The 19140-nt window shown below is 55.1% G+C and carries 21 protein-coding genes, 1 tRNA gene and 2 pseudogenes; 12 read left to right on the top strand and 12 right to left on the bottom strand.

Features of this window, described 5'->3' with window-relative positions:
• The first annotated feature begins 75 nt into the window (after positions 1-75).
• The 5 genes from pheS to NHU87_RS03210 all read left to right on the top strand — a co-directional run bounded on the left by pheS (position 76) and on the right by NHU87_RS03210 (position 4306).
• Complete coding sequence (gene pheS / locus NHU87_RS03230) at positions 76-1092, top strand: phenylalanine--tRNA ligase subunit alpha (RefSeq protein WP_007905876.1); 1017 nt, start codon at positions 76-78, stop codon at positions 1090-1092.
• A gap of 26 nt (positions 1093-1118) precedes the next feature.
• Positions 1119-3497 carry a phenylalanine--tRNA ligase subunit beta gene (pheT, locus tag NHU87_RS03225; protein WP_253545560.1) on the top strand — a complete coding sequence of 793 codons (2379 nt, stop codon included), beginning with the start codon at positions 1119-1121 and terminating at the stop codon, positions 3495-3497.
• Between the two features lie 3 nt (positions 3498-3500).
• Positions 3501-3803, top strand: a complete 303-nt coding sequence (gene ihfA, locus NHU87_RS03220) for an integration host factor subunit alpha (RefSeq protein ID WP_002553164.1) — start codon at positions 3501-3503, stop codon at positions 3801-3803.
• Complete coding sequence (locus NHU87_RS03215; protein ID WP_003179985.1) at positions 3784-4140, top strand: MerR family transcriptional regulator; 357 nt, start codon at positions 3784-3786, stop codon at positions 4138-4140. The genes ihfA and NHU87_RS03215 overlap by 20 nt, the downstream gene beginning before the upstream one ends.
• An 89-nt stretch (positions 4141-4229) precedes the next feature.
• Positions 4230-4306: transfer RNA gene (locus NHU87_RS03210), tRNA-Pro, on the top strand.
• An 89-nt stretch (positions 4307-4395) separates the two neighbouring features.
• Here the strand turns inward: NHU87_RS03210 and NHU87_RS03205 are convergent.
• Positions 4396-5175: pseudogene (locus NHU87_RS03205) on the bottom strand (tyrosine-type recombinase/integrase); the annotation flags it as partial.
• 300 nt (positions 5176-5475) lie between these two features.
• Here NHU87_RS03205 and NHU87_RS28545 point away from each other — a divergent pair.
• Both NHU87_RS28545 and NHU87_RS03200 read left to right on the top strand, forming a co-directional pair.
• Positions 5476-5667, top strand: a pseudogene (locus tag NHU87_RS28545) (DUF7662 domain-containing protein); the annotation flags it as partial.
• Positions 5668-5742: 75 nt separating this feature from the next.
• Complete coding sequence (locus NHU87_RS03200; RefSeq protein ID WP_253545558.1) at positions 5743-6357, top strand: HNH endonuclease; 615 nt, start codon at positions 5743-5745, stop codon at positions 6355-6357.
• 436 nt (positions 6358-6793) lie between these two features.
• Here the strand turns inward: NHU87_RS03200 and NHU87_RS03195 are convergent, their stop codons facing one another.
• The 4 genes from NHU87_RS03195 to NHU87_RS03180 all read right to left on the bottom strand — a co-directional run bounded on the left by NHU87_RS03195 (position 6794) and on the right by NHU87_RS03180 (position 8292).
• On the bottom strand, positions 6794-7108 hold the full coding sequence (locus NHU87_RS03195; protein WP_253545556.1) for a hypothetical protein: 315 nt from the start codon (positions 7106-7108) through the stop codon (positions 6794-6796).
• Between the two features lie 91 nt (positions 7109-7199).
• Complete coding sequence (locus NHU87_RS03190) at positions 7200-7400, bottom strand: hypothetical protein (RefSeq protein WP_253545554.1); 201 nt, start codon at positions 7398-7400, stop codon at positions 7200-7202.
• 400 nt (positions 7401-7800) lie between these two features.
• On the bottom strand, positions 7801-8070 hold the full coding sequence (locus tag NHU87_RS03185; protein WP_253545552.1) for a hypothetical protein: 270 nt from the start codon (positions 8068-8070) through the stop codon (positions 7801-7803).
• 48 nt (positions 8071-8118) lie between these two features.
• Positions 8119-8292, bottom strand: coding sequence for a hypothetical protein (locus tag NHU87_RS03180; protein WP_253545550.1), 174 nt, complete (start codon positions 8290-8292; stop codon positions 8119-8121).
• A gap of 44 nt (positions 8293-8336) precedes the next feature.
• On the opposite strand from NHU87_RS03180, the gene NHU87_RS03175 reads away from it, so the two are divergent.
• The gene (locus tag NHU87_RS03175; RefSeq protein ID WP_253545548.1) at positions 8337-9419 is read left to right on the top strand and encodes a PIN domain-containing protein; all 1083 of its coding nucleotides are present in this window, start codon (positions 8337-8339) and stop codon (positions 9417-9419) included.
• A gap of 294 nt (positions 9420-9713) precedes the next feature.
• Here the strand turns inward: NHU87_RS03175 and NHU87_RS03170 are convergent, their stop codons facing one another.
• Positions 9714-10160, bottom strand: a complete 447-nt coding sequence (locus NHU87_RS03170; protein WP_253545546.1) for a hypothetical protein — start codon at positions 10158-10160, stop codon at positions 9714-9716.
• A gap of 122 nt (positions 10161-10282) precedes the next feature.
• Between NHU87_RS03170 and NHU87_RS03165 the strand changes: the two genes are divergently transcribed.
• Positions 10283-10570: a hypothetical protein gene (locus tag NHU87_RS03165; protein ID WP_253545545.1), complete on the top strand. Its 288-nt coding sequence runs from the start codon at positions 10283-10285 to the stop codon at positions 10568-10570.
• A 51-nt stretch (positions 10571-10621) separates the two neighbouring features.
• Positions 10622-10843 (top strand): hypothetical protein, encoded by a 222-nt coding sequence (locus tag NHU87_RS03160; protein ID WP_253545543.1) that lies wholly within the window; start codon positions 10622-10624, stop codon positions 10841-10843.
• Positions 10844-11682: 839 nt separating this feature from the next.
• Here NHU87_RS03160 and NHU87_RS03155 read toward each other — a convergent pair.
• Positions 11683-12009, bottom strand: coding sequence for a hypothetical protein (locus NHU87_RS03155; protein WP_253545541.1), 327 nt, complete (start codon positions 12007-12009; stop codon positions 11683-11685).
• Positions 12010-12127: 118 nt separating this feature from the next.
• Positions 12128-12487, bottom strand: a complete 360-nt coding sequence (locus NHU87_RS03150; RefSeq protein ID WP_253545539.1) for a hypothetical protein — start codon at positions 12485-12487, stop codon at positions 12128-12130.
• Positions 12488-12956: 469 nt separating this feature from the next.
• Between NHU87_RS03150 and NHU87_RS28465 the strand changes: the two genes are divergently transcribed.
• Positions 12957-13082 (top strand): DnaT-like ssDNA-binding protein, encoded by a 126-nt coding sequence (locus NHU87_RS28465; protein WP_367399005.1) that lies wholly within the window; start codon positions 12957-12959, stop codon positions 13080-13082.
• Between the two features lie 390 nt (positions 13083-13472).
• A complete protein-coding gene (locus NHU87_RS03145; RefSeq protein WP_253545537.1) occupies positions 13473-14303 on the top strand; it encodes a hypothetical protein in 831 nt (276 codons plus the stop codon).
• Positions 14304-14654: 351 nt separating this feature from the next.
• On the opposite strand, the gene NHU87_RS03140 is transcribed toward NHU87_RS03145, so the two are convergent.
• The 4 genes from NHU87_RS03140 to NHU87_RS03125 form a co-directional block, all read right to left on the bottom strand.
• Entirely contained in the window at positions 14655-14837 is a 183-nt protein-coding gene (locus NHU87_RS03140; RefSeq protein WP_253545535.1) for a hypothetical protein, read from the bottom strand.
• Between the two features lie 113 nt (positions 14838-14950).
• Positions 14951-16216, bottom strand: coding sequence for an MFS transporter (locus NHU87_RS03135; protein WP_253545533.1), 1266 nt, complete (start codon positions 16214-16216; stop codon positions 14951-14953).
• A gap of 47 nt (positions 16217-16263) precedes the next feature.
• Positions 16264-17322 (bottom strand): sugar phosphate isomerase/epimerase family protein, encoded by a 1059-nt coding sequence (locus NHU87_RS03130; protein ID WP_253545531.1) that lies wholly within the window; start codon positions 17320-17322, stop codon positions 16264-16266.
• A gap of 111 nt (positions 17323-17433) precedes the next feature.
• On the bottom strand, positions 17434-18936 hold the full coding sequence (locus NHU87_RS03125; RefSeq protein WP_253545529.1) for a PLP-dependent aminotransferase family protein: 1503 nt from the start codon (positions 18934-18936) through the stop codon (positions 17434-17436).
• Positions 18937-19140 lie beyond the last annotated feature (204 nt).

Raw genomic sequence — 19140 nt, 5'->3', positions numbered from 1 at the left:
GGGCCAGGTGTTAAACGTCATAAATAGGGGAAGAGCCTTCAAGCTCTTCCCCTATTTTGTATCTGGAGTCTGTACATGGAAAACCTGGATGCGCTCGTCTCTCAAGCACTAGAGGCTGTGCAAAGCGCTGAAGATATCAATGCCCTGGAGCAAATCCGGGTTCACTACCTTGGCAAAAAGGGCGAATTGACTCAGGTGATGAAGACCCTGGGGAATTTGCCGGCAGAAGAGCGTCCGCAAGTCGGCGCGCTGATCAACGTTGCCAAGGAGCGTGTCACAGAGGTTCTCAATGCTCGCAAGGCACTGTTTGAAGAGGCCGACCTGGCCGCCAAACTGTCTGCCGAGTCCATTGACGTGACCCTGCCTGGCCGCGGTCAGACCTCCGGTGGTCTGCATCCGGTTACTCGCACTCTGGAACGTATCGAACAGTTCTTCACTCACATCGGCTACGGCATCGCCGAAGGCCCTGAGGTCGAAGACGATTACCACAACTTTGAAGCGCTCAACATCCCAGGCCATCACCCGGCCCGGTCGATGCATGACACCTTCTATTTCAATGCCAACATGTTGCTGCGCACCCATACCTCGCCGGTACAGGTCCGCACCATGGAATCGAAACAGCCGCCGATCCGCATCGTCTGCCCAGGCCGTGTGTACCGTAGCGACTCCGATATCACTCACTCCCCGATGTTCCATCAGGTCGAAGGCCTGCTGGTCGATCGCGATATCAATTTCGCCGACCTGAAAGGCACCATCGAAGAGTTCCTGCGCGTGTTCTTCGAAAAAGAACTGGCCGTGCGTTTCCGTCCTTCGTACTTCCCGTTCACCGAGCCATCCGCCGAAGTCGACATGGAATGCGTGATGTGCAGCGGTAAAGGTTGCCGTGTCTGCAAGCAGACTGGCTGGCTGGAAGTCATGGGCTGCGGCATGGTTCACCCGAATGTGCTGCGTATGTCCGGGATCGACCCGGAAGAGTTCTCGGGCTTTGCCTTCGGCATGGGCGTTGAGCGTCTGGCCATGCTGCGTTACGGCGTGAACGACTTGCGTCTGTTCTTCGACAACGACTTGCGGTTCCTCGCGCAATTTCGCTAGTCGTAACGAATTCTTAGGAGAGCAGGATGAAATTCAGTGAACAATGGCTGCGTGGCTGGGTAAGCCCGCAGGTAAGTCGCGACGAGCTGGTTGCTCGTCTGTCGATGGCCGGTCTTGAGGTCGATAGCGTTACGCCGGCCGCCGGTGAATTCAGTGGCGTGGTAGTGGGCGAGGTGCTGAGCACCGAGCAACACCCGGATGCTGACAAGTTGCGTGTTTGCCAGGTCAGCAGTGGCTCGGAGACTTTCCAGGTCGTGTGCGGTGCGCCAAACGTGCGCCCGGGCCTGAAGATCCCGTTCGCCATGATTGGTGCCGAACTGCCGGGCGACTTCAAAATCAAGAAAGCCAAACTGCGCGGCGTTGAATCCAACGGCATGCTGTGCTCCCAGGCCGAGCTGCAAATTGGCGAAGGCAACGATGGCCTGATGGAATTGCCGGCCGATGCGCCGGTTGGTCAGGACATTCGTGAGTACCTGAGCCTCGACGACGCCAGCATCGAGGTCGACCTGACCCCGAACCGCGGCGACTGCCTGTCCCTGGCCGGTCTGGCTCGCGAAGTCGGTGCGCTGTACGCCGCCCAAGTCACGCGTCCGGTCGTTGCCAGCGTTCCCGCCGTGCATGACGAAGTGCGTTCGGTTGAAATCCTCGCGCCAGCCGCGTGCCCGCGTTACCTGGGTCGTGTTATCCGTAATGTTGACCTGTCCAAGCCGACGCCGCTGTGGATGGTCGAGCGTCTGCGTCGTGCCGACGTGCGCAGCATCGACGCTGCCGTCGACATCACCAACTATGTGATGCTGGAACTGGGTCAACCGCTGCACGCGTTCGATCTCGCCGAAATCAATGGCGGCATCCGCGTACGCATGGCCGAAGAAGGCGAGAAGTTGGTGCTGCTCGACGGTCAGGAAGTCAGCCTGCGTAGCGATACGCTGGTGATCGCCGACCACGCTCGCGCGCTGGCCATTGCTGGCGTCATGGGTGGCGAGCACAGTGGTGTGTCTGCAACCACGCGCGATGTATTCCTGGAGAGCGCGTTCTTCGACCAGATTGCTGTCGCTGGCAAGGCTCGTTCCTACGGCCTGCACACCGATGCCTCGCACCGCTACGAGCGTGGCGTGGACTGGCAACTGGCCCGTGAAGCCATGGAGCGCGCTACTGGCCTGCTGCTGGACATCACCGGCGGCGAAGCGGGTCCGATCATTGAAACCGTCAGCGAGCAACACCTGCCGTCGATCGCGCCGATTACCCTGCGTGCCCAGCGCATCACCCAGATGCTGGGCATGGAAATGGATTCGGCCGAAGTCGAGCGTCTGCTCAGCGCCTTGGGCCTGACCATTTCTGCCGATGGGGCAGGGCAGTGGCGCGTTGAAGTGCCAAGCTTCCGTTTCGATATCAGCCTTGAAGTCGACCTGATCGAAGAGCTGGCCCGTCTGTACGGCTACAACCGTCTGCCGGTTCGTTACCCGCAAGCCCGCCTGGCGCCGCAAGCCAAGGCTGAAGCGCGCAGCGATCTGCCTGAACTGCGTCGTCTGCTGGTGGCTCGTGGTTATCAGGAAGCGATCACTTACAGCTTCATCGATCCGAAACAATTCGAGTTGTTTAATCCGGGTGTCGAGCCGCTGCTGCTGGCCAACCCGATTTCCAACGACATGGCTGCCATGCGTTCGTCCCTGTGGCCTGGTCTGGTCAAAGCGCTTCAGCACAACCTGAACCGTCAACAAGATCGCGTCCGCCTGTTCGAAAGCGGCCTGCGCTTCGTCGGTCAGCTGGAAGGCCTCAAACAAGAGCCGATGCTGTCGGGTGTAGTGTGCGGTAGCCGTCTGCCGGAAGGCTGGGCACAAGGTCGCGATGTCGTGGACTTCTTCGACGTCAAAGCCGATGTTGAAGCGGTACTGGGCTTCGCCGGCGCACTGGATTCGTTCACGTTCGTGCCGGGTAAACACCCAGCATTGCACCCGGGTCAAACCGCGCGCATCGAACGCGAAGGCCGTTTGGTAGGTTTCGTTGGCGCGATTCACCCTGAATTGTCGAAAACCCTCGGTCTCGACCGTCCGGTCTTCGTATTCGAGCTGGTTCTGGCTGAAGTGGCGTTGGGCAAAATGCCTAAATTCCAGGAGTTATCGCGCTTTCCTGAAGTACGTCGTGACCTTGCACTGCTGGCGGATAAAGACGTTGCGGCCACCGCCGTATTGGACGTAATCCGTGAAAATGCAGGCGAATGGCTGACAGACCTCAGGCTCTTTGACGTGTATCAGGGTAAAGGCATTGATCCTGATAGAAAAAGCCTCGCAGTCGGCTTGACCTGGCAGCATCCATCGCGCACTCTTAATGACGATGAGGTGAATACCACGACGCAAAACATCCTCACCTCGCTCGAACAAAGGTTGAACGCCACGTTAAGGAAGTGACGTATGGGGGCTTTGACGAAAGCTGAGATGGCGGAACGTCTGTATGAAGAGCTGGGCCTGAACAAGCGGGAGGCCAAGGAATTGGTCGAACTGTTTTTTGAAGAAATCAGGCACGCTCTTGAAGACAACGAACAAGTCAAATTGTCCGGTTTCGGCAATTTCGACCTTCGGGACAAACGCCAGCGGCCTGGCCGCAATCCAAAAACGGGAGAAGAAATCCCGATCACGGCTCGCCGTGTGGTCACCTTTCGTCCAGGGCAGAAGTTGAAGGCCCGAGTTGAGGCTTATGCTGGAACCAAGTCATAACGACGAACTACCCGTCATCCCGGGCAAACGCTACTTCACCATTGGTGAAGTCAGCGAGCTTTGTGCCGTAAAACCGCACGTGCTGCGCTACTGGGAGCAGGAGTTTCCTCAACTCAACCCCGTCAAACGCCGCGGAAACCGCCGGTATTATCAGCGCCAGGACGTGCTGATGATCCGGCAAATCCGCGCGCTTCTTTACGATCAGGGGTTTACCATCGGCGGCGCACGCTTGCGTTTGTCCGGCGATGAAGCCAAAGACGACACCACCCAATACAAACAAATGATCCGCCAGATGATCGCCGAGCTTGAAGATGTTCTGGTGGTGCTCAAGAAATAAATTCCTGCTTTTAAATACTTCCAGTTTTCAAAAGCTTGCGATATATTCTTGAGCGTTCCTCGAGATGAGGAACAGATTCAACGCCTAGTCGGGGCGTAGCGCAGTCCGGTAGCGCACTAGCATGGGGTGCTAGGGGTCGAGTGTTCGAATCACTCCGTCCCGACCATATTTTCTGAGTAAAATCAGACACTTAAGCCGATCATCTAGATCGGTTTTTTTGTGTCTGCGCAAAACCCGCGCAAAACTTGCGCAAAACTACCCGGTGATTTCGCTGATATTCAGGTCGGGAATTGCCTCCGACCAGACGATTTCTGCGTGGTCTTTCTGGTAGTTCTTGGTCATGCTCTCGCTCGCATGGCCAGCGATTTTCTGCCCGTCCTTTCCGGCTTTTTGGTACAGCTGCAGCGATAGCGCTCGCACTTCGTGGAAGCCCGGCATTTCCTCTTCCTTCCATCCTTTGTAACAACCCGCCAACTCCCGAGCCTCCTTGAAGGCCCGCGTCAAATACCGCTCTTCAACCTGCGTCCAGTGATCCTTTGTCTGCGCCTGTTTCTGTTTCAGGCGATCGGGACGGCGATGGACCAGGTACGGGGAGGCGATATCATCCCGGCACCGGCTGATCACGGCCTGAAGTTCTTCGGTCACTTTGAACCGGATCCACGCCGCGTCACTGGCCTTGGCCATCTTTTGTTGGACCACATACAAATACCCTTCCCTAACACCATCGAATCGCATGTTGAGGATGTCGGTACGGCGCTGCGCGGTGATCAGTGCAAGGTCGATTGCGTTCTGCAGCCAGACCGGCGATTTCTCCCGAATGGCTTTCAGGCCTTCAATCGTGTGCCGTTTTCGCTGCTTCTTCTCGATCCGGTTGATGGTGCTGGCCGCCGGGTTATCTGGGCATAGACCCTTGGCCGCTGCGTGGTTAAAGATGTCGATCAGCAGCGCCCGACACTGGTTGGCCGTGCGCGGGGTGAGGGCGTCCAGCATCTCCGCGATCATGGGGATGGTGATCTGGTCGATGGCCTTTCCTTGAGACACGGTATGCAGGTCTTGAACGAGCCCATGTCACCGTCCCAGCTTCCTGAGATGAGCTGGTATTTCTGGCCTGGCGCAATGTTGCCGTGGCATTCACCGCACTTGTGCACCTTGCGAGCGGAGGCGTGGATTCCGTTTGAAAATCGGACATATCCATTCCTAGCCCGCCGTTCACCGGCAGGCTTTTGAGTTTTAAGGGGAGGATTACTGCTGGGTGTTTTTTTCGGGTCGGCGGGGTGGTCTATTGTTGGTTAGGGTTGATGGCAATATGCTCACGCTTTTCTAGGAGGGTGTCAGATGAGCAAATACGCACCTTTAGCGGAATTTTTACGTCGCCAGTCTGCAAATGTCGTTGAGATAACATTTCAAGAGATAGATCGTCTTGTGGGCGGACTCCCCCCCAGTGCGAGAGACCATGATGCTTGGTGGGCGAATTCGAGATCTCGCGATTCGCACACTTGGGCTCACCTCTGGATCGCTGCTGGGTGGGAGTGCACAGCGGATAGACAACGTGCTATAGCCGTTTTCCGTCGCTCTAATGAAGTTGCACTAGGTCGCTTACCATTGAACGATCTTCGAAAGGTCACTTCAGAGCACATTTGGAGCGCGGTGCAAGCCCTTCTCATAGGGCAAGCTGCTGATGGATATGCACCTTCGACTGACTATGACTTGATAGCTGATGACGGAGTCAGGCTTGCGCCAAAGCAGGTGTTTGGGCTTGCTGCGACTTCGGCTTTGGGCTTTAAGGTTACGCCAGCGCATTTTACGGCTGGTAGGGATACAGTTTGTTTCGAGTTGCTTGAAGAGGCGGGATACCGAATCATCGCCAAAAAGGAAGAGGTTTCGGTTTTGGCGCTTCCTTTGGAGGCGGAGGAAAGACATTGGGTTGAGGGCAGTCCGAGACTCGTGTTTCACTTACGCAGAGAGCGGGCGCCTGGGTTGTCGAAAGCAAAAAAAACGGCATTCATCCGAAAGCATGGCAAGCTTTTCTGCGAAAAATGCTTTCTCGACCCTGCGGAACTGTATGGTGATGTCGGCGAGGCATGTATTGAGGTACATCATCACTCCACGCAGATCGCGGAGATGAAAGAAGGGCACATGACCAACCTAGAGCACTTGCAGTGTTTATGTGCCAATTGCCACCGCGTTGAGCATCGCCAGCTGCGGCAGGCCTCTTAGCTTATTGCCGAATTGGGGGTTGATGTTTGATAGTCAGCCTCTGCGAGTTCACAAAAGAAGGAGCAGGCTGGGAGGCTTTCGTTGCGGCACGCTGGCCCGACGCCTAGGTAACGTAGCGAATACCGCACTCCAGTTTTTCGGTTACGGTGCAGGTAACTGCCGGGGCCAAGTTCGTCCTGTACTTTGCAAAGCTCTTCGAACTGCTCCGGAAAGTTCTAACGGATGGCGTGGAAGTGGCCTTCCCCAGCCTTCACACACCCAATGCAATTGGCGTTGTCGTAGCCCATCTGGTACATGATCGGAAGGCTGATCCCGGCACGCAGTACTCACTGCCAAAACAGCGCCACAGCTGAATTGGCAGACGATCCTGTTATTCATCGCCGTGGCCCCGAATAGATGAGCCAGGCCATGTAGGCGAGGGCGCAGACTGGAATGATCATGACGTCACCCGTCGGCCCCAGATGCAAACAGGGCCATCCTCGGCGTCGTGAATCGACAGGATGAACCAATCAGGTTCGGCGGGGTAATGAATCTCCCACGCCGAGCAATCAACCTGGTCGTCCTCCATGTAGGCGTCGAACACATCGACGGGCACGTCGCTCTCCATGTAGGTGATCTTCGTTTCCACCTGGTGGCGCTTGCACCAGTCGCTGAACTGCTCTTCGGTAATTTCGTCGTTGAACTCCGAGAGGTGTTCAGGGTGCGACCACCAACCGTTCGCATCGCGATGGACTGGGAGTGCTTCGATCAAACAGTTTCTTCAGGCATGACTGTTCCTTTGCCGCTATAGCGGCTGACTTTGAAGGGGAAGGGAGGGGAAGGTGAAATGAAGCTGTGAAGCTCTAGTCCCAGCGAACGTCGAACTCTGAAATTTCTCGCTCTAACTGTTCTATGGTTTCGAACCAGGAATCAAAGCCGTGCAGCTCATCCAGTAACAAGCAAAGGAAATAGCCACCAGTTTCACCTGCGCTGTCGTCGTGAACGCTTATGGTCCAACTGGTATGTTCACCAGTTAAAACTGTTCCAGTACGACTGATCTGCATGTATTGGCTCATGTCCCTAGCTTGGGTGAAATAGAGACTGCTTTTTACATCAGCTCGGTAAATGTTGGTACTCCTGCAACCTCCATCGATACCAGATCATTGGAGGAGATGGAGGCAGCAAATCAGGTCTTTGATACCGAGCGTACGCAGCAATACTTAATGATCCACTCTCGGCCGGGCCAAGTGCCTGCGATTACGTGTGACGAGACTACAAAGCATCAACTAATTGTGGAGAGCACGTGACAAAGGTGAGGGTTGGTCAGGCTGCCACCTGCTGCTGTTCTTGGCTAAGCGCTGCCTGCACCGCTTAGACGACCCTCCGCAGATATGTGAACTTATGGTTTTCCTCTTTGGCACGATCGCCGACAAGGGTAGTGCCACTCTTCGCCGAATAGCTCGGTCAGCAGCTCACTGTGGTGCCAGCATTCGTCGCCGATTCGATGTTACGCATTTCGTCCACACAATTGAACAGGCGGCGCGCGTCTTTTGCGCCGAGGCTGCCTTCCTCCCCGTCCGAAGAATTGCGCCCGCGTCGGCACTCAAGGACGCACATGCGCGCCTCCAACGCATCACAGGTGAATCGAGTTTCGCTGATGCCGCGATCGAGGCAGTTAAGGACGTAGTGCCAATCGCAGTCGGCAACGAACTCAGCAACGGTGCGCGGCCCCATACCGCCCCAATAAGCGTTCCTGTTGTTGTCCCACCAGTTGATGGTGATCTAGCCTTGGGCGGTCTGGTAGTTCGGGTTCGACTCAGTCGGGCAGTCGCGCCGGCCGAAGTCCTCGAGGAACACGGTGATCGCGTCGAGCCGCGGCGCGCCAGTGATCATCAGCTTTGTGACTGTCGAGCGCTCAACCTTCAGCGGCTCTGCCGGTTTGTTTTCTGTGGGCATGGGTGTTAATGCTCCGTATGATTCAAGAAAAAAGGAGAGCGCGCATGGATCTGAAATCACGCCTGGTGTTTGTTGATACCAATATTTACGAAGGTAAAAATTTTCAGTTTTTAACCCATAGCCTAGGCGGACTTAAAAGTCTGATTGATGATGGTGAAATTCATCTTTTAGTAACGGAAGTCACGAAAGGAGAAGTGGTTGCACACATTAGAAAGAAAGCCGCCGCTGCGGTCTCTGAACTGAAGGCGATAAAAAAAAATGCAATGATTCTTCGCAATCTTCCAAAAATTCCAGCACATGGGATATTTTCGGATGTTTCGGTAAATGACATTGCTCAGTCGCTTATTGACAGCTTCGACACCTTTCTCACTTCTGATAATGTCGAGTTTGTGTCCATTGACGGTGTGAAACCTAGCTATGTGTTCGAGCGGTACTTTGCTTCGCTAGCGCCGTTCGCTGTTGGCGAGAAGGAAAAAGAATTCGCTGATGCATTTGTGTTAAAGGCACTAGACGATTTGTCAGAAAAGCGAGGACATATAATTCACGTCATTTCCAATGATAAAGATATGCTCAAGTTTGCCGAAGAGCATCCCCGCTTGATTTGCAGCGATTCTATTGATGCGTTCATTGATGCTGTCAACAAAAGCGTTTCTATTAAGCCGGCTGAGTTTGCCGCTAAAGCACTAGATGTTGTCAGGGGCGACTTCATGAACGTAATTCATGAGTGCATAAATGCGATAGATTCAGAATTCAAGATTGGCGGTTGGGACTCTCAATTAGAGAGCGTTGAGGTGTTTGACATTGAGCTAGTTGAGGCGAACTTAATATCAGTTGGTCGAGAGGGGTGTGTATACGATCTTGAGTTCAAGTTTGTTGCTGAAACTATTGAAGTCGAAAAAGATTACGATAGGAGTCCGTTTGATCACGAAGATGATAACTATCCTTTCGTTCTTGAAAATGAGTTTGAAAGAACGTTTGATGGCGAAGTGTCGCTTCAGATAAAGATATCGTATCAAGATAACTTAATTGAAACAGTAGAGTTGTACGACTATGATCCGCCGGTGAAACTGAAATTGTCTGCGCCATATAACGAAGAGGTTAGGTACCTTGACGTAAATGGAGACTAGCCGTTTAAGGTCCCCATACCGGACCTCAAGCTGATCTTCTGGCTGGCGTAATTCGTTGAAGTGGGGTATTTGTGTTAGGCCCGGCATGGAGCCGAAAGGAGATTTACATGTGCGCAGAACCAGTGGCACCAGTGGTCATCCCTGAGGAACTCACCAAAGGAAAGGACGCATGGATTGATTATGCGAATGTCCAAAGTCCAGCATTGCCTGATACGGTGCGCGTGCTCATCGGTACGGGCGAAAGGTATGATGTGATAGGAGTTGTGAACGGGCCATTCGATAGCTGGAGCGCAGTCAATCTACAGGCCGCAAAGGTCGCAAACTACTGGTACGACCGTGGCGATGGCTGAGCACGCAGGTGAACCTTTCTTCCGTCCCTGACCACCAGATAACCCGCGACGGGTCTTCCATTATGGCTTTGACCAGCTTGCCTTCGTTCTTCTTCCAGCAAAGGTCGCAGTTGACGAAATCTGAATCCATGCCCAGGTCGAATGGCTGAGCCTTCCAGAACTCGGCAACATCCTCCTTTGTGATGGCTGCTGTGTAGGAAGGGCAGAGGTTGTCCCAGCGGGTGCCGCCGCGATCATTGGCAGCCATCATGCGGTGGTAGAGCTTCGGCTCGTCATATCGTATGCCGACCACGCAATCCCATTCCGTGTATCCCAAGGTTCGCATGTGTTTCTCGCCGATCTTCACCTTTAGGTAAGCGGTGCACATGTTGTTTGAGAAGTTAGGTAGCACACCGGCGGTAAATCCTTTTCTGCCTTTCGGTACGCAGCGTAGTACTCGAGCATCAAAGTGAATGGTTCGCCGTTGCGACTTGCGGGTTCGAAGTCCACCAGTCTGTACCAGGATACGTCATCTTGCTGTCCGTACACGCGGCACCACTCCATCCAAACGATGTTCACGCTCCAGCGCTTGGCAATCTGGCCGATGAAGATCAGCGTTTCCTCACGCTCCTTGCCTGTGTTCTGGAAAAACAGATGCACATCAGGTGGCAGAGCACATCCGTGGGCTTCGAGAATTTTTTAGACCATGTGGGCCGCTGGTGCGCCACCGCTGATGCCGATCGGGGTCGGGCCCTTGATCAGGTAGGGATTCATAACTGCTCCAGACAGCCGATTGCCTCGCCGGCTGGCGTGATTCGTTGAAGTGGAGTATCTGTGTTCCGCCCGGCATGAGGCCGGATCAAGGAGAAAAAGATGGCTGGATCACGTGAAATTGCGCTGGAACAAGCTCTTGTCGCGGTAATTGCGGCAGCAGAGACCAGCGATGTTGATGTGCATGCTCTGCTGGGCAAGGCGAGTGCTTTCATTTTGGATAGCGGTAGCCGTTTCCAGATAGCTGGTCACCCATACGGAACCAAGGCCTGCCAGGAGATAAGCGACGCGCATGCCACTGTGCTGGCAAACAAGGACGACTAACCGCGACTTACCAAAGGTGGATCAGTGAGCGTTGTTCGCGCCGCAGTTGCGACAATCTACTTGATACCGCCGCAGGTCGGCAATGAACCGACAGCAGCCGATGTAGTGACACACCTGCCCTCGCGGCTTCTTCGGCTTGACCAGCTTTATGCCGGTGCCGCGCAGGGCTTCTTTGATCGAGATCTTTCCGGCGTGGACCGCGGGCCGCGCCTTGGCCGACCTGATCGTCCATGAATTGTCTCCAGTCGGGCGCCGCCCTCCGTGACCGAATGCGACAGGTGGTATGGGAACTTTTTTGCACTGAGCTAGGCTTCAAGCTCCACTTCACGAAAGGGATTCGCGATGGTTATTCGGAACGTTGCAAACGACGCAAAGATTGCTGCGGCAATTGGATGGAGCCGAGACGATGTAAGTCGGCTCATTGTCCAAGTCGAACCCAAGGCAGATGGTTCCGGTTACATTTTGAGACCTCATCAAGACATGTTCGGCGGACCACAACTTAAATCTATACAACTCGGAAATGAGTGGTTGATATATACAGGGCCAATTGATCTTGAGGAGGGGTAAACCTGATTGCCATTGTTCGGATGCGCGCTGGAGTATGTTTTTTTACTGTAATCGCGATGGATGTGTGAAATGGACGACTGTTCTGCTTGTGAGCAAATGTCAGTAGCCGATTCCCAACCCTTCAACTTGGGGCGAATGGATGAAGTTCGTATTGAACGGAATCCGATAGGCTCCCTGTACACACGGATGCGTTGCAGAAATTGTGACAGGGAGTGGATAAAGGTCAAAAAGACTGCCTCTCCATGGACCGTGACGTGGCATGCAGCTTGATTTCAATTCGGCTCGAAGTTCTCGTCGCCTGGGTCTTTGCGCAGCTCCGCCAAACTCTCATTCCGAAACATCCGCGCCACGTTTTCACTTATCTGCACTTTGTGGCGGGGACTTTCCATTGCTGGGTATGACAGGGTCGGCCCGAGCGCATGAGCGTTCAGGATCAAGTTCTGCATCGCTTCATTGATTTCCGTGATGCGATTCCAGGCCATAAGTTCATCAAGCTTCTGCCGGGTGCCGAGCCTGACCCGGTGCCGCAATTCCTTCTCGTCGTACTGAAGCCGCTTCTCGGCGGCCTTCGCCAATCGTTCTTGTCCACTCTTGGCCATGGCCTGCCTCCTCAATTCCACTGGCCGGCATCGCCAACCAGGTTTGTCGTTTGCGTTGTTGTGGGCGGTGCTTCATCGAAACGTTGGCTCCAGCTTTGGATAATCGATGTCGAAATCCTCAGTGGGCCGGTAGAGCAACGTCGAACTGATGCCCAGTCTGCCAGCCGGCTTTCTGTTCAGACTCAGGTTTTTCGCGCTTTGCCTGCTCGGCCTTTCGCTCGGCTTCGGCAGCTGCGAGTTTCAGGTCGTTCTCGCGCTTCTCAGAGGCGGCCTGCTCATCACGAACGGGCCTTGCATCTGCTTCACGCTCAAGGCGAGCGTTCTCTTCCGGCTCGCGAGTTGCACGCTCTGCTGCTTCACGGGCAATACGCTCTTCGTGGTCCTTCTTGTCGCGGACTTCCTTTTCTTCGCGCAGCCGGGTCAGCTCCAGTTGCTCAGCTTCGTACTGCTGGCGGGCGGTGAGGGCAGCGCGAAGCACGCCTAGGGCCTTGTCTTTGACGCGGGCGGCTTCCGGCTCGAACTCTTCCAGTCTTTGCCCATGACAATTGCTTCAAGCTGAGCGACGCGGTCAGTCAGGTCTTCGGCGGTGATGCCGTCCAAATCCACGGCCAGCAACCGGATGTGTTCGATCGCGTCATTATGCTTGTCGACGCGCGCATCTTGGGCAGCCTGCCACTCGTGCAGCGGCCGGCGGACTTCTTCCTGTTAGGTCGCGAACGCGCTTGCGCTCGGCGTCAATCTGGTACTTCCTTCAGATCGGCGACCAGCTTCTTTCCGACCTCGTCCAGCGCCGTCTTGGAGCGGGCGATCTTGTAAGCCATCGAGGCGATTGCATCACGGCCCTTGCGGATGCTGATGTCCGGCGTGAAGCCGTCGATCTCGGTGCGGATCTGCTGCAGCCACCGAGCAGGCGTTACACTCGGCGCTCAACTAGGTTGAGATGACCGATGCAGATCATTGTTGAGGACGGGAAGGGCAGGCCTGACGCTAACAGCTTTGTGTTGCTGGAAAAGCTGACTTTCTACGTGACTACTACGACTTCCGGATCCCCTAGGCGAAGGAAGAACAGCTAGCTTTGCTGCTGCGTGCCGCGGCGGACATCAACGCTCGCCAGTGGAAGGGCTAAGCCAAGCCCGATCAGGCTATGGCCTGGCCGCGCAGCGATTGCAAGATCGAGTTCCAGATGCTGTCTGAAGCATTCGTTCCATTCGAGCTGGAATGGGGGCAGGTGCGCCTGGCTGTTGAGCTATATGCCTGCCGAGCAGGACTTCGAGATAGAATAACCAACGCATGCAACCGAGCCGAGCGGCAAACGAACGGCAAGTCGCGCAAACCCTGGAAACCTGATGCGACCACCGCCGTACAAGCAGGGCGCAGTTCGCGGATTACCTTATTATGAGGGGAAGTTACATCTTGTTAAGTGATAAGCTTGCATAGGGACTGAAGTCTAGGTGAGCAATAGTATGGAAGACTTTGAAGAAAAATTCATTAGTGATAAAATCTTTGGAATCGATGATTTAGATAAGCCTATCTATCGAATATTTCCTCAATGGGCCTTAGAGGAAGCTCTTAGGCTTAAGCGCATAACGTTGGTGCCACCTTCATTTTGGGAAGACCCATATGAAGTGATTGAAAGTAAGATAGTGATCACCCGCACGTCCAAAAGCACTCCATATCCTCAGATATTTCCTGGGCAAGGCCTTCCGCCAATTTATGCTCAAAGCTGGTCAGCAACTGTTGATTCAGACACGCTGCTTAGGGCGTACTCTCGAGTTGTGAAGGATCCGCGACACGGGCGTAATACATGCCCTGGTGACGAAGGAGTTAGAGTAAGAAGTACTCCTAGAAAGCTAATTTCAGCGTTAAATCGAAGTGTAGGCGATCGGGAAAAAATCGCTACATTTATAGGTGAAGTTCACTATTTACCTCAAGAAGAGCTCAACCAGAAAATAGCCAATGATGTAAATCGCATTGGACCGGATATCTTCAAGGATCCAGTAAATAGAGCGAAGTTACTCATGTTGAAGCGGAATGGCTTTTTCCATGAAGATGAGGTTCGAATCATTGCCGCGTTAACTGAACATGCACCCGCCAGCTCTCCTGTTTTTAATGCTCGGATGGATATAAATAGTATTTTTGATGAAATGACTTTTGATCCCCGGCTAGAATCGTTTGAGATAACTAACAGAAAGCGTGAATTCCAATCATGGGGCTATACGGGGTCATTTGGTGAGTCTGGTCTATATCAGAAAACCTTTTTAGAAGTTGTAATCAGAATGCCTGAAGAAACTTAATTTATTGATTTCTAGCCTTAACAACCCGCTAGCGTAAAGTCCGCGGGTTTTTTTATGCCTGCCAAGTAAGTCCAGCATCTAAAAGCCCAGTCTAGTGCTTGATACTGTTCACTTAAGAGAGTCTTGAATCAGAGAAACCTGTGGCGAGGGAGCTTGCTCCCTTTTGAGTGCGTAGTACTCACAAAAATCGGTAATGATTGTCAGATTTTTGGGGCCGCTACGCTGCCCAACGCGATCAAGCTCGCTCGCCACAAAGGTATGCACGATCCAAGAGCGCGCCTAGATGAACAGCATTACAGTCTATTGCTGGGCTTTAAACAATGTGCCGCAGCCAAGTGCGTCACAGGCAGATCAAGAAGTTGAATACTCGAGATACAGTCTTTCGAGCGCCTCCTGATACTTATCTCCCTTTAACGTTTTTTTCAGCACTGCCACGGCTTCGAGCGCTGAGGCCGCAGCCAGCGCCTCGTTTTCTCCCCGGTAGGCGGCGCGCAGCCTGGCTGCTGCAATGATCGATTCTTCAGTCGTTGGCATGTTATTGCCCTCGAAGGATTGAACCTCACTGATAGTCGCAACCCTCAACGATTTCAAGCCCAAGGTGAGAGCATTCCCGAAAGGCCTGTTCAATGAAGGCAACGATTACCCGATCAGCTTTGCGCCGCGCTAACCGCACCCGTTGGCATCGATTTACTCCGAACAGTCCTATACAGCACGCTAGACACCATGAATCCCAGAACGGCCAACAGGCTCATCAAGCTGAAGACGTAGATGTAGCCTTGCTGACCCGGGAAATGGTCGAGGATTGCGCCGTAGATGACGTAAGCGAACATGCCCGGTGCGTAGCCGATCAGGCAGCCGATGCCGAAGGCTGAACCGGTGATGTGCTGGGGAATGCCGACTTCACCCATGGGACCCCAGAACACGCCGCGCATGGAGAACACAATCAGCGCGAACGACAGCGTGGCGGCCATGCCCGCATAGATAAAGCTCGGGCTTTTCGGGATCAGCAGGATGACGCCCATCAGCGGCAGCAAGGCCAGGAATGCCCACTTCAAATAGCGGCTGGTGCTCTTGAATTGCTTGTCGGCAATGAAACCACCGGCGGGGCCGCCCAGGATCTTGAGGAAGTACTGGTTGATGATGCCGTAGGCGCCCACCAGTGCCACGGGCAGCCCGTACATTTCCTTGAGGTAGGGAATGAAATAGGTCAGGCCACAGTAGACGATGTAGACCATGAACACGTTGAGGCTGACCAGCCAGATGCCCGGCACTTTGATGGCTTCGAGGAGGTTCGACAAACTGTTCTTTGGCTTGGCAATCGTCTGCGCGCTGCCGCCCTTGAGCAGGAACCAGGTCAGGGTTCCGGCAAGAATGTCGATGACCGAGTAGAAGAGGATTGCCGATTTCAGACCGGTTTCACCGGAGCCCATGGCGACGAAAACGCCCAGCGCCGAAAAGGCGACCAAGGTATCAATAACGCCGCGCCCACCTTCCAGCAGTCCAAACAACCGACCCTGTTCCTGATCGTCACCCAGATTGCGGATGGCTTTGAGCAGCGAGGGCCAGAAGATGCAATCGGCGCAGACGGCCAACAGGCTGAATACGATCAGCAGATTGCTGAACGGCGGAAAGGTCGCCAGATACAGCCCCAGGCCGCCGGTACCAATCAGGCCGATGGGGATCAGTTTGCGCGTGTCGTAGCGGTCGGCGAGCACACCGCCCACCACAAACAGCGCGGTGGCGATGATGGCGTTGGCGCTCAGCAGCAGGCCGATTTCAGTGTGGCTCAAGCCCATGAATTCTTGCATGGGGATGTAGAAGGCGTCTTTGAGGTTCGCCAGTTTGTAGATGGTGCCACCACCGAGGATGAGAATCAGGAATCTGAGCCATTTGGCCTTGTCACGAGTTGTCATTATTGTTCTCCAGGCTTGGATAAGCAGTGCTGGTTGTTACATCGGGTTCAGGCGTTCAGGGTCAACTCGGCCAGGGTTCGGAACTCGGCCAGCAGGCCTCGTACATAGGCGACCTGGTTGTTTGCCCAACGGTGTTCGTCGGCGAGCATTCGTTCAAGCGAGTAGCCGTCCGGGAGTGGCGTGTCACTCATTTCCCGGTACGCAATGAATGGATCGACAGCCTCAGAGGTCTGGCGGAACGCCGGGGCGATGTAGTGATTTTCCTGCTCAAGAATGAAGGCAATCACTTGCGGAGTTGAATCGCCGAGCATCAACAGTTCGAACAGCATGCGAGCGCTTGGCAGGTCGTCATCGTCGCTGCCTTGCAGCACGCCGTAATGGCCGAAGCCGTTTTGCTCGGGGACGATGCGCACACCCTTGAGGTGGGTCTGGCGTATGTGCGGCGCCAGGGTCCGCAGCGCCGGCAGGGGCTGTTCGCAGGCGTTGATCATGTTGCCGAAGTCGAACAAGGCATGCAGCCGTGGGTGGTTTAGCCGGTTCAGCAGTTGCGCGATCTCGGCGCTCTTGAGTTCCTCATGCTGCTCGAAATCGAAGAACAGGTCGTGCTCATCGGCCTGCTGCGCGAGGTAATGCAGGTCTGACTCGATCACGTCCATGACCCGTGACAGCGTCCCCTCGTAGCGTGAGTAAACGCGGATATTGCGAACCCCAAGCGCCTTGGCGATGGCGATCACCTGATCGACATCTTTTTTCAGCGTGCTGCTGATTTCCAGGTGCACATCCAGTGCGAGCGCATTGGCCTTGTCGGCAAACGCCTGCAACTGCGCGGGTGTCATTTGGCTCAGGCTGTTTTCCTCGCCGTCGAGCAGATGCAGGCTCAGACCCTGCAGCTCGTGGCGATAGGCGAAGTCCAGCAGGTCGGCCGGCGTGACACATCCATGGGTGAGGTTGGTCAGCAAGGGATAGGCATGCGCAAACAAGCGCATCTGCCCAAGCCGGTCGAGCAGTTGGCGGGCCAGTGCTTCGGTCAGTAGGGGAGGTGTCCCGGCCTCGACAGCCTTGTGGCTGAGCAAGGCATTGAATCGCTCTTGGATCTTATTGTTCATTCGAGTCGTTCCTGGTCAGGCGCCGGGTCTACCGGCGCAGCCTTTATCGCGCCAGTCAGGAACTCTCGATAGATCCATTATCAGTTAAATCATAAGACCACTTGCCTTGCTTCAAGTGGCCTGCAGGTACCCCATTTTGCTCAAGGCCCGGGCCAGCGCCTCGACACGTTCCTGTGCCTGGCCCTCAGGCGTACCGGCGAAACCGATGAGCAGGGCAGGTGGCAGGACATGCTCAAGGCAGTAGTCGCTCAGGGCATAGGTATGGATATTGTGCCGGGCCAGTTCCCTGGCGATGGCGTCGTCATCAAGCGTGGGTGGCAGCCAGGCGATCAGGTGCATGCCGGCTTCCACCGGAGTGATGTTGAAGAAGCCGGCCAGCTGTTGCTGAAGTTGCTTGAGCAGTGCTTGCTGGCGAGCCTGATACAGCGCACGCATGCGGCGAATATGGCCGAGGAAGTGGCCTTCGCGCATGAAGTCCGCCGTCGTCGCCTGGAGCAGCGTGGGCGGGCTGCGATCCATCACCGCGCGCAGGGTGCAGAAGGGTTCGATCAGGGCTTGCGGCAATATCACATAGCCCAGTCTTAGCGAAGGGAAGAGGACTTTGCTGAAGGTGCCGACGTAGATCACTCGAGCCATCCGGTCCATGGCGTAGAGCGCGGGGAGGAGGCGGCCGCTGTAGCGAAATTCACTGTCGCAATCGTCCTCGATGATCCAGCTCTGATACTGCGCGGCCCAATCGATGAGTGCCTGGCGTCGCGCATAACTCATGGTCACGCCCAAGGGATGCTGGCGAGATGGCGTGGTAAACACCAGGCGGGCGTCAGGGCACTCGGCCAGGCCTTGCTGAATATCGATTCCTTGTTCATCGATCCGCAATGGGACCACTTGAGCCCCTTGGGCCTGCAACGCAATGCGCGCCGCGATGTGTCCCGGGTCTTCCATCCATACGCTGTCCTGCGGGTTGAGCAGCAACATGCCCAGCAGGTTAAAGGCTTGCTGGGCTCCCGAAACGATCACCACCTGCTCGGCACTGCAATCGATGCCACGGGCATCGAAGACGTACTCGGCAATCGCCGCGCGCAAGGCCTGTAACCCTTGCAGTTCGCCATAGCCGAGCATGGCCTTGGTCGGCTTGAGCAGGTGGCGGTTCATCAAGCGCCGCCACACCGCGAGCGGGAATGTGTCGTAAGTACTGTGGCTGGGCAGGAATGAGGTGGGGGTCGCAGGGTCCCAATCGGTATAGGAGACCCCGCGAAAGTGACTGCTGCGCAGCGACAGCATGGACTGGCTCAGGTCGGACAGGCGCGGTGGCTGGCGCTGCTCTTCGTCGGCAATCCCTCGGCTCTCCCACTCATCGCCGACATAGGTACCGGCCCCGGTACGCGACGCCAAAAAGCCTTCGGCAATCAGCTGATCGAATGCATTGAGAATGGTGATCCGCGACAGCGCCAATTCTTTGCTCAGGGTCCGTGTCGATGGCAGGCGCACGCCCCCTTGCATTTTTCCGCTGAGAATCTGTTTGCGAATCTGCAAATAGAGTTGGCGGTACAAGGGGATGGCGCTGGCACGGTCCAGCTCAATAGCCGACAGCAGCAAACCTGCAGGGGATTTCATCACATGCTCGTCTGGAAGGAAGGTGGTTTGACCTGGAACACCATCATACCGAGGTGCGCAGGGTATCGAGAGGCACTGGATAAGTCATCCACCGCAGGCGCTGATGCAACACGCACTGTCATGAAATGAAAAGCCATTGTCGTCTGATGAGAAGCGACTCGTCAGACGGCGTCCTACAGTCCAATCAGCGCAATTTGACGCAGC

The sequence above is a fragment of the Pseudomonas mandelii genome, assembly GCF_024138395.1.
GTDB lineage: Bacteria > Pseudomonadota > Gammaproteobacteria > Pseudomonadales > Pseudomonadaceae > Aquipseudomonas > Aquipseudomonas mandelii_E.
Note: the sequence above shows the minus strand (reverse complement) of the source record. Positions and strands in the feature narration are given on the sequence as shown.

What these genes read in the sequence shown, in the direction of transcription:
- NHU87_RS03160 (WP_253545543.1), top strand. Translation starts at nt 10,622, where the DNA reads ATGGCTGGATCACGTGAAATTGCGCTGGAACAAGCTCTTGTCGCGGTA.
- NHU87_RS03155 (WP_253545541.1), bottom strand. Translation starts at nt 12,009, where the DNA reads ATGGCCAAGAGTGGACAAGAACGATTGGCGAAGGCCGCCGAGAAGCGG.
- NHU87_RS03125 (WP_253545529.1), bottom strand. Translation starts at nt 18,936, where the DNA reads ATGAAATCCCCTGCAGGTTTGCTGCTGTCGGCTATTGAGCTGGACCGT.
- NHU87_RS03180 (WP_253545550.1), bottom strand. Translation starts at nt 8,292, where the DNA reads ATGCCCACAGAAAACAAACCGGCAGAGCCGCTGAAGGTTGAGCGCTCG.
- NHU87_RS03140 (WP_253545535.1), bottom strand. Translation starts at nt 14,837, where the DNA reads ATGCCAACGACTGAAGAATCGATCATTGCAGCAGCCAGGCTGCGCGCC.
- NHU87_RS03175 (WP_253545548.1), top strand. Translation starts at nt 8,337, where the DNA reads ATGGATCTGAAATCACGCCTGGTGTTTGTTGATACCAATATTTACGAA.
- NHU87_RS28465 (WP_367399005.1), top strand. Translation starts at nt 12,957, where the DNA reads ATGCAGATCATTGTTGAGGACGGGAAGGGCAGGCCTGACGCTAACAGC.
- NHU87_RS03215 (WP_003179985.1), top strand. Translation starts at nt 3,784, where the DNA reads ATGCTGGAACCAAGTCATAACGACGAACTACCCGTCATCCCGGGCAAA.
- ihfA (WP_002553164.1), top strand. Translation starts at nt 3,501, where the DNA reads ATGGGGGCTTTGACGAAAGCTGAGATGGCGGAACGTCTGTATGAAGAG.
- pheS (WP_007905876.1), top strand. Translation starts at nt 76, where the DNA reads ATGGAAAACCTGGATGCGCTCGTCTCTCAAGCACTAGAGGCTGTGCAA.
- NHU87_RS03190 (WP_253545554.1), bottom strand. Translation starts at nt 7,400, where the DNA reads ATGCAGATCAGTCGTACTGGAACAGTTTTAACTGGTGAACATACCAGT.
- NHU87_RS03145 (WP_253545537.1), top strand. Translation starts at nt 13,473, where the DNA reads ATGGAAGACTTTGAAGAAAAATTCATTAGTGATAAAATCTTTGGAATC.
- NHU87_RS03185 (WP_253545552.1), bottom strand. Translation starts at nt 8,070, where the DNA reads ATGGGGCCGCGCACCGTTGCTGAGTTCGTTGCCGACTGCGATTGGCAC.
- pheT (WP_253545560.1), top strand. Translation starts at nt 1,119, where the DNA reads ATGAAATTCAGTGAACAATGGCTGCGTGGCTGGGTAAGCCCGCAGGTA.
- NHU87_RS03135 (WP_253545533.1), bottom strand. Translation starts at nt 16,216, where the DNA reads ATGACAACTCGTGACAAGGCCAAATGGCTCAGATTCCTGATTCTCATC.
- NHU87_RS03130 (WP_253545531.1), bottom strand. Translation starts at nt 17,322, where the DNA reads ATGAACAATAAGATCCAAGAGCGATTCAATGCCTTGCTCAGCCACAAG.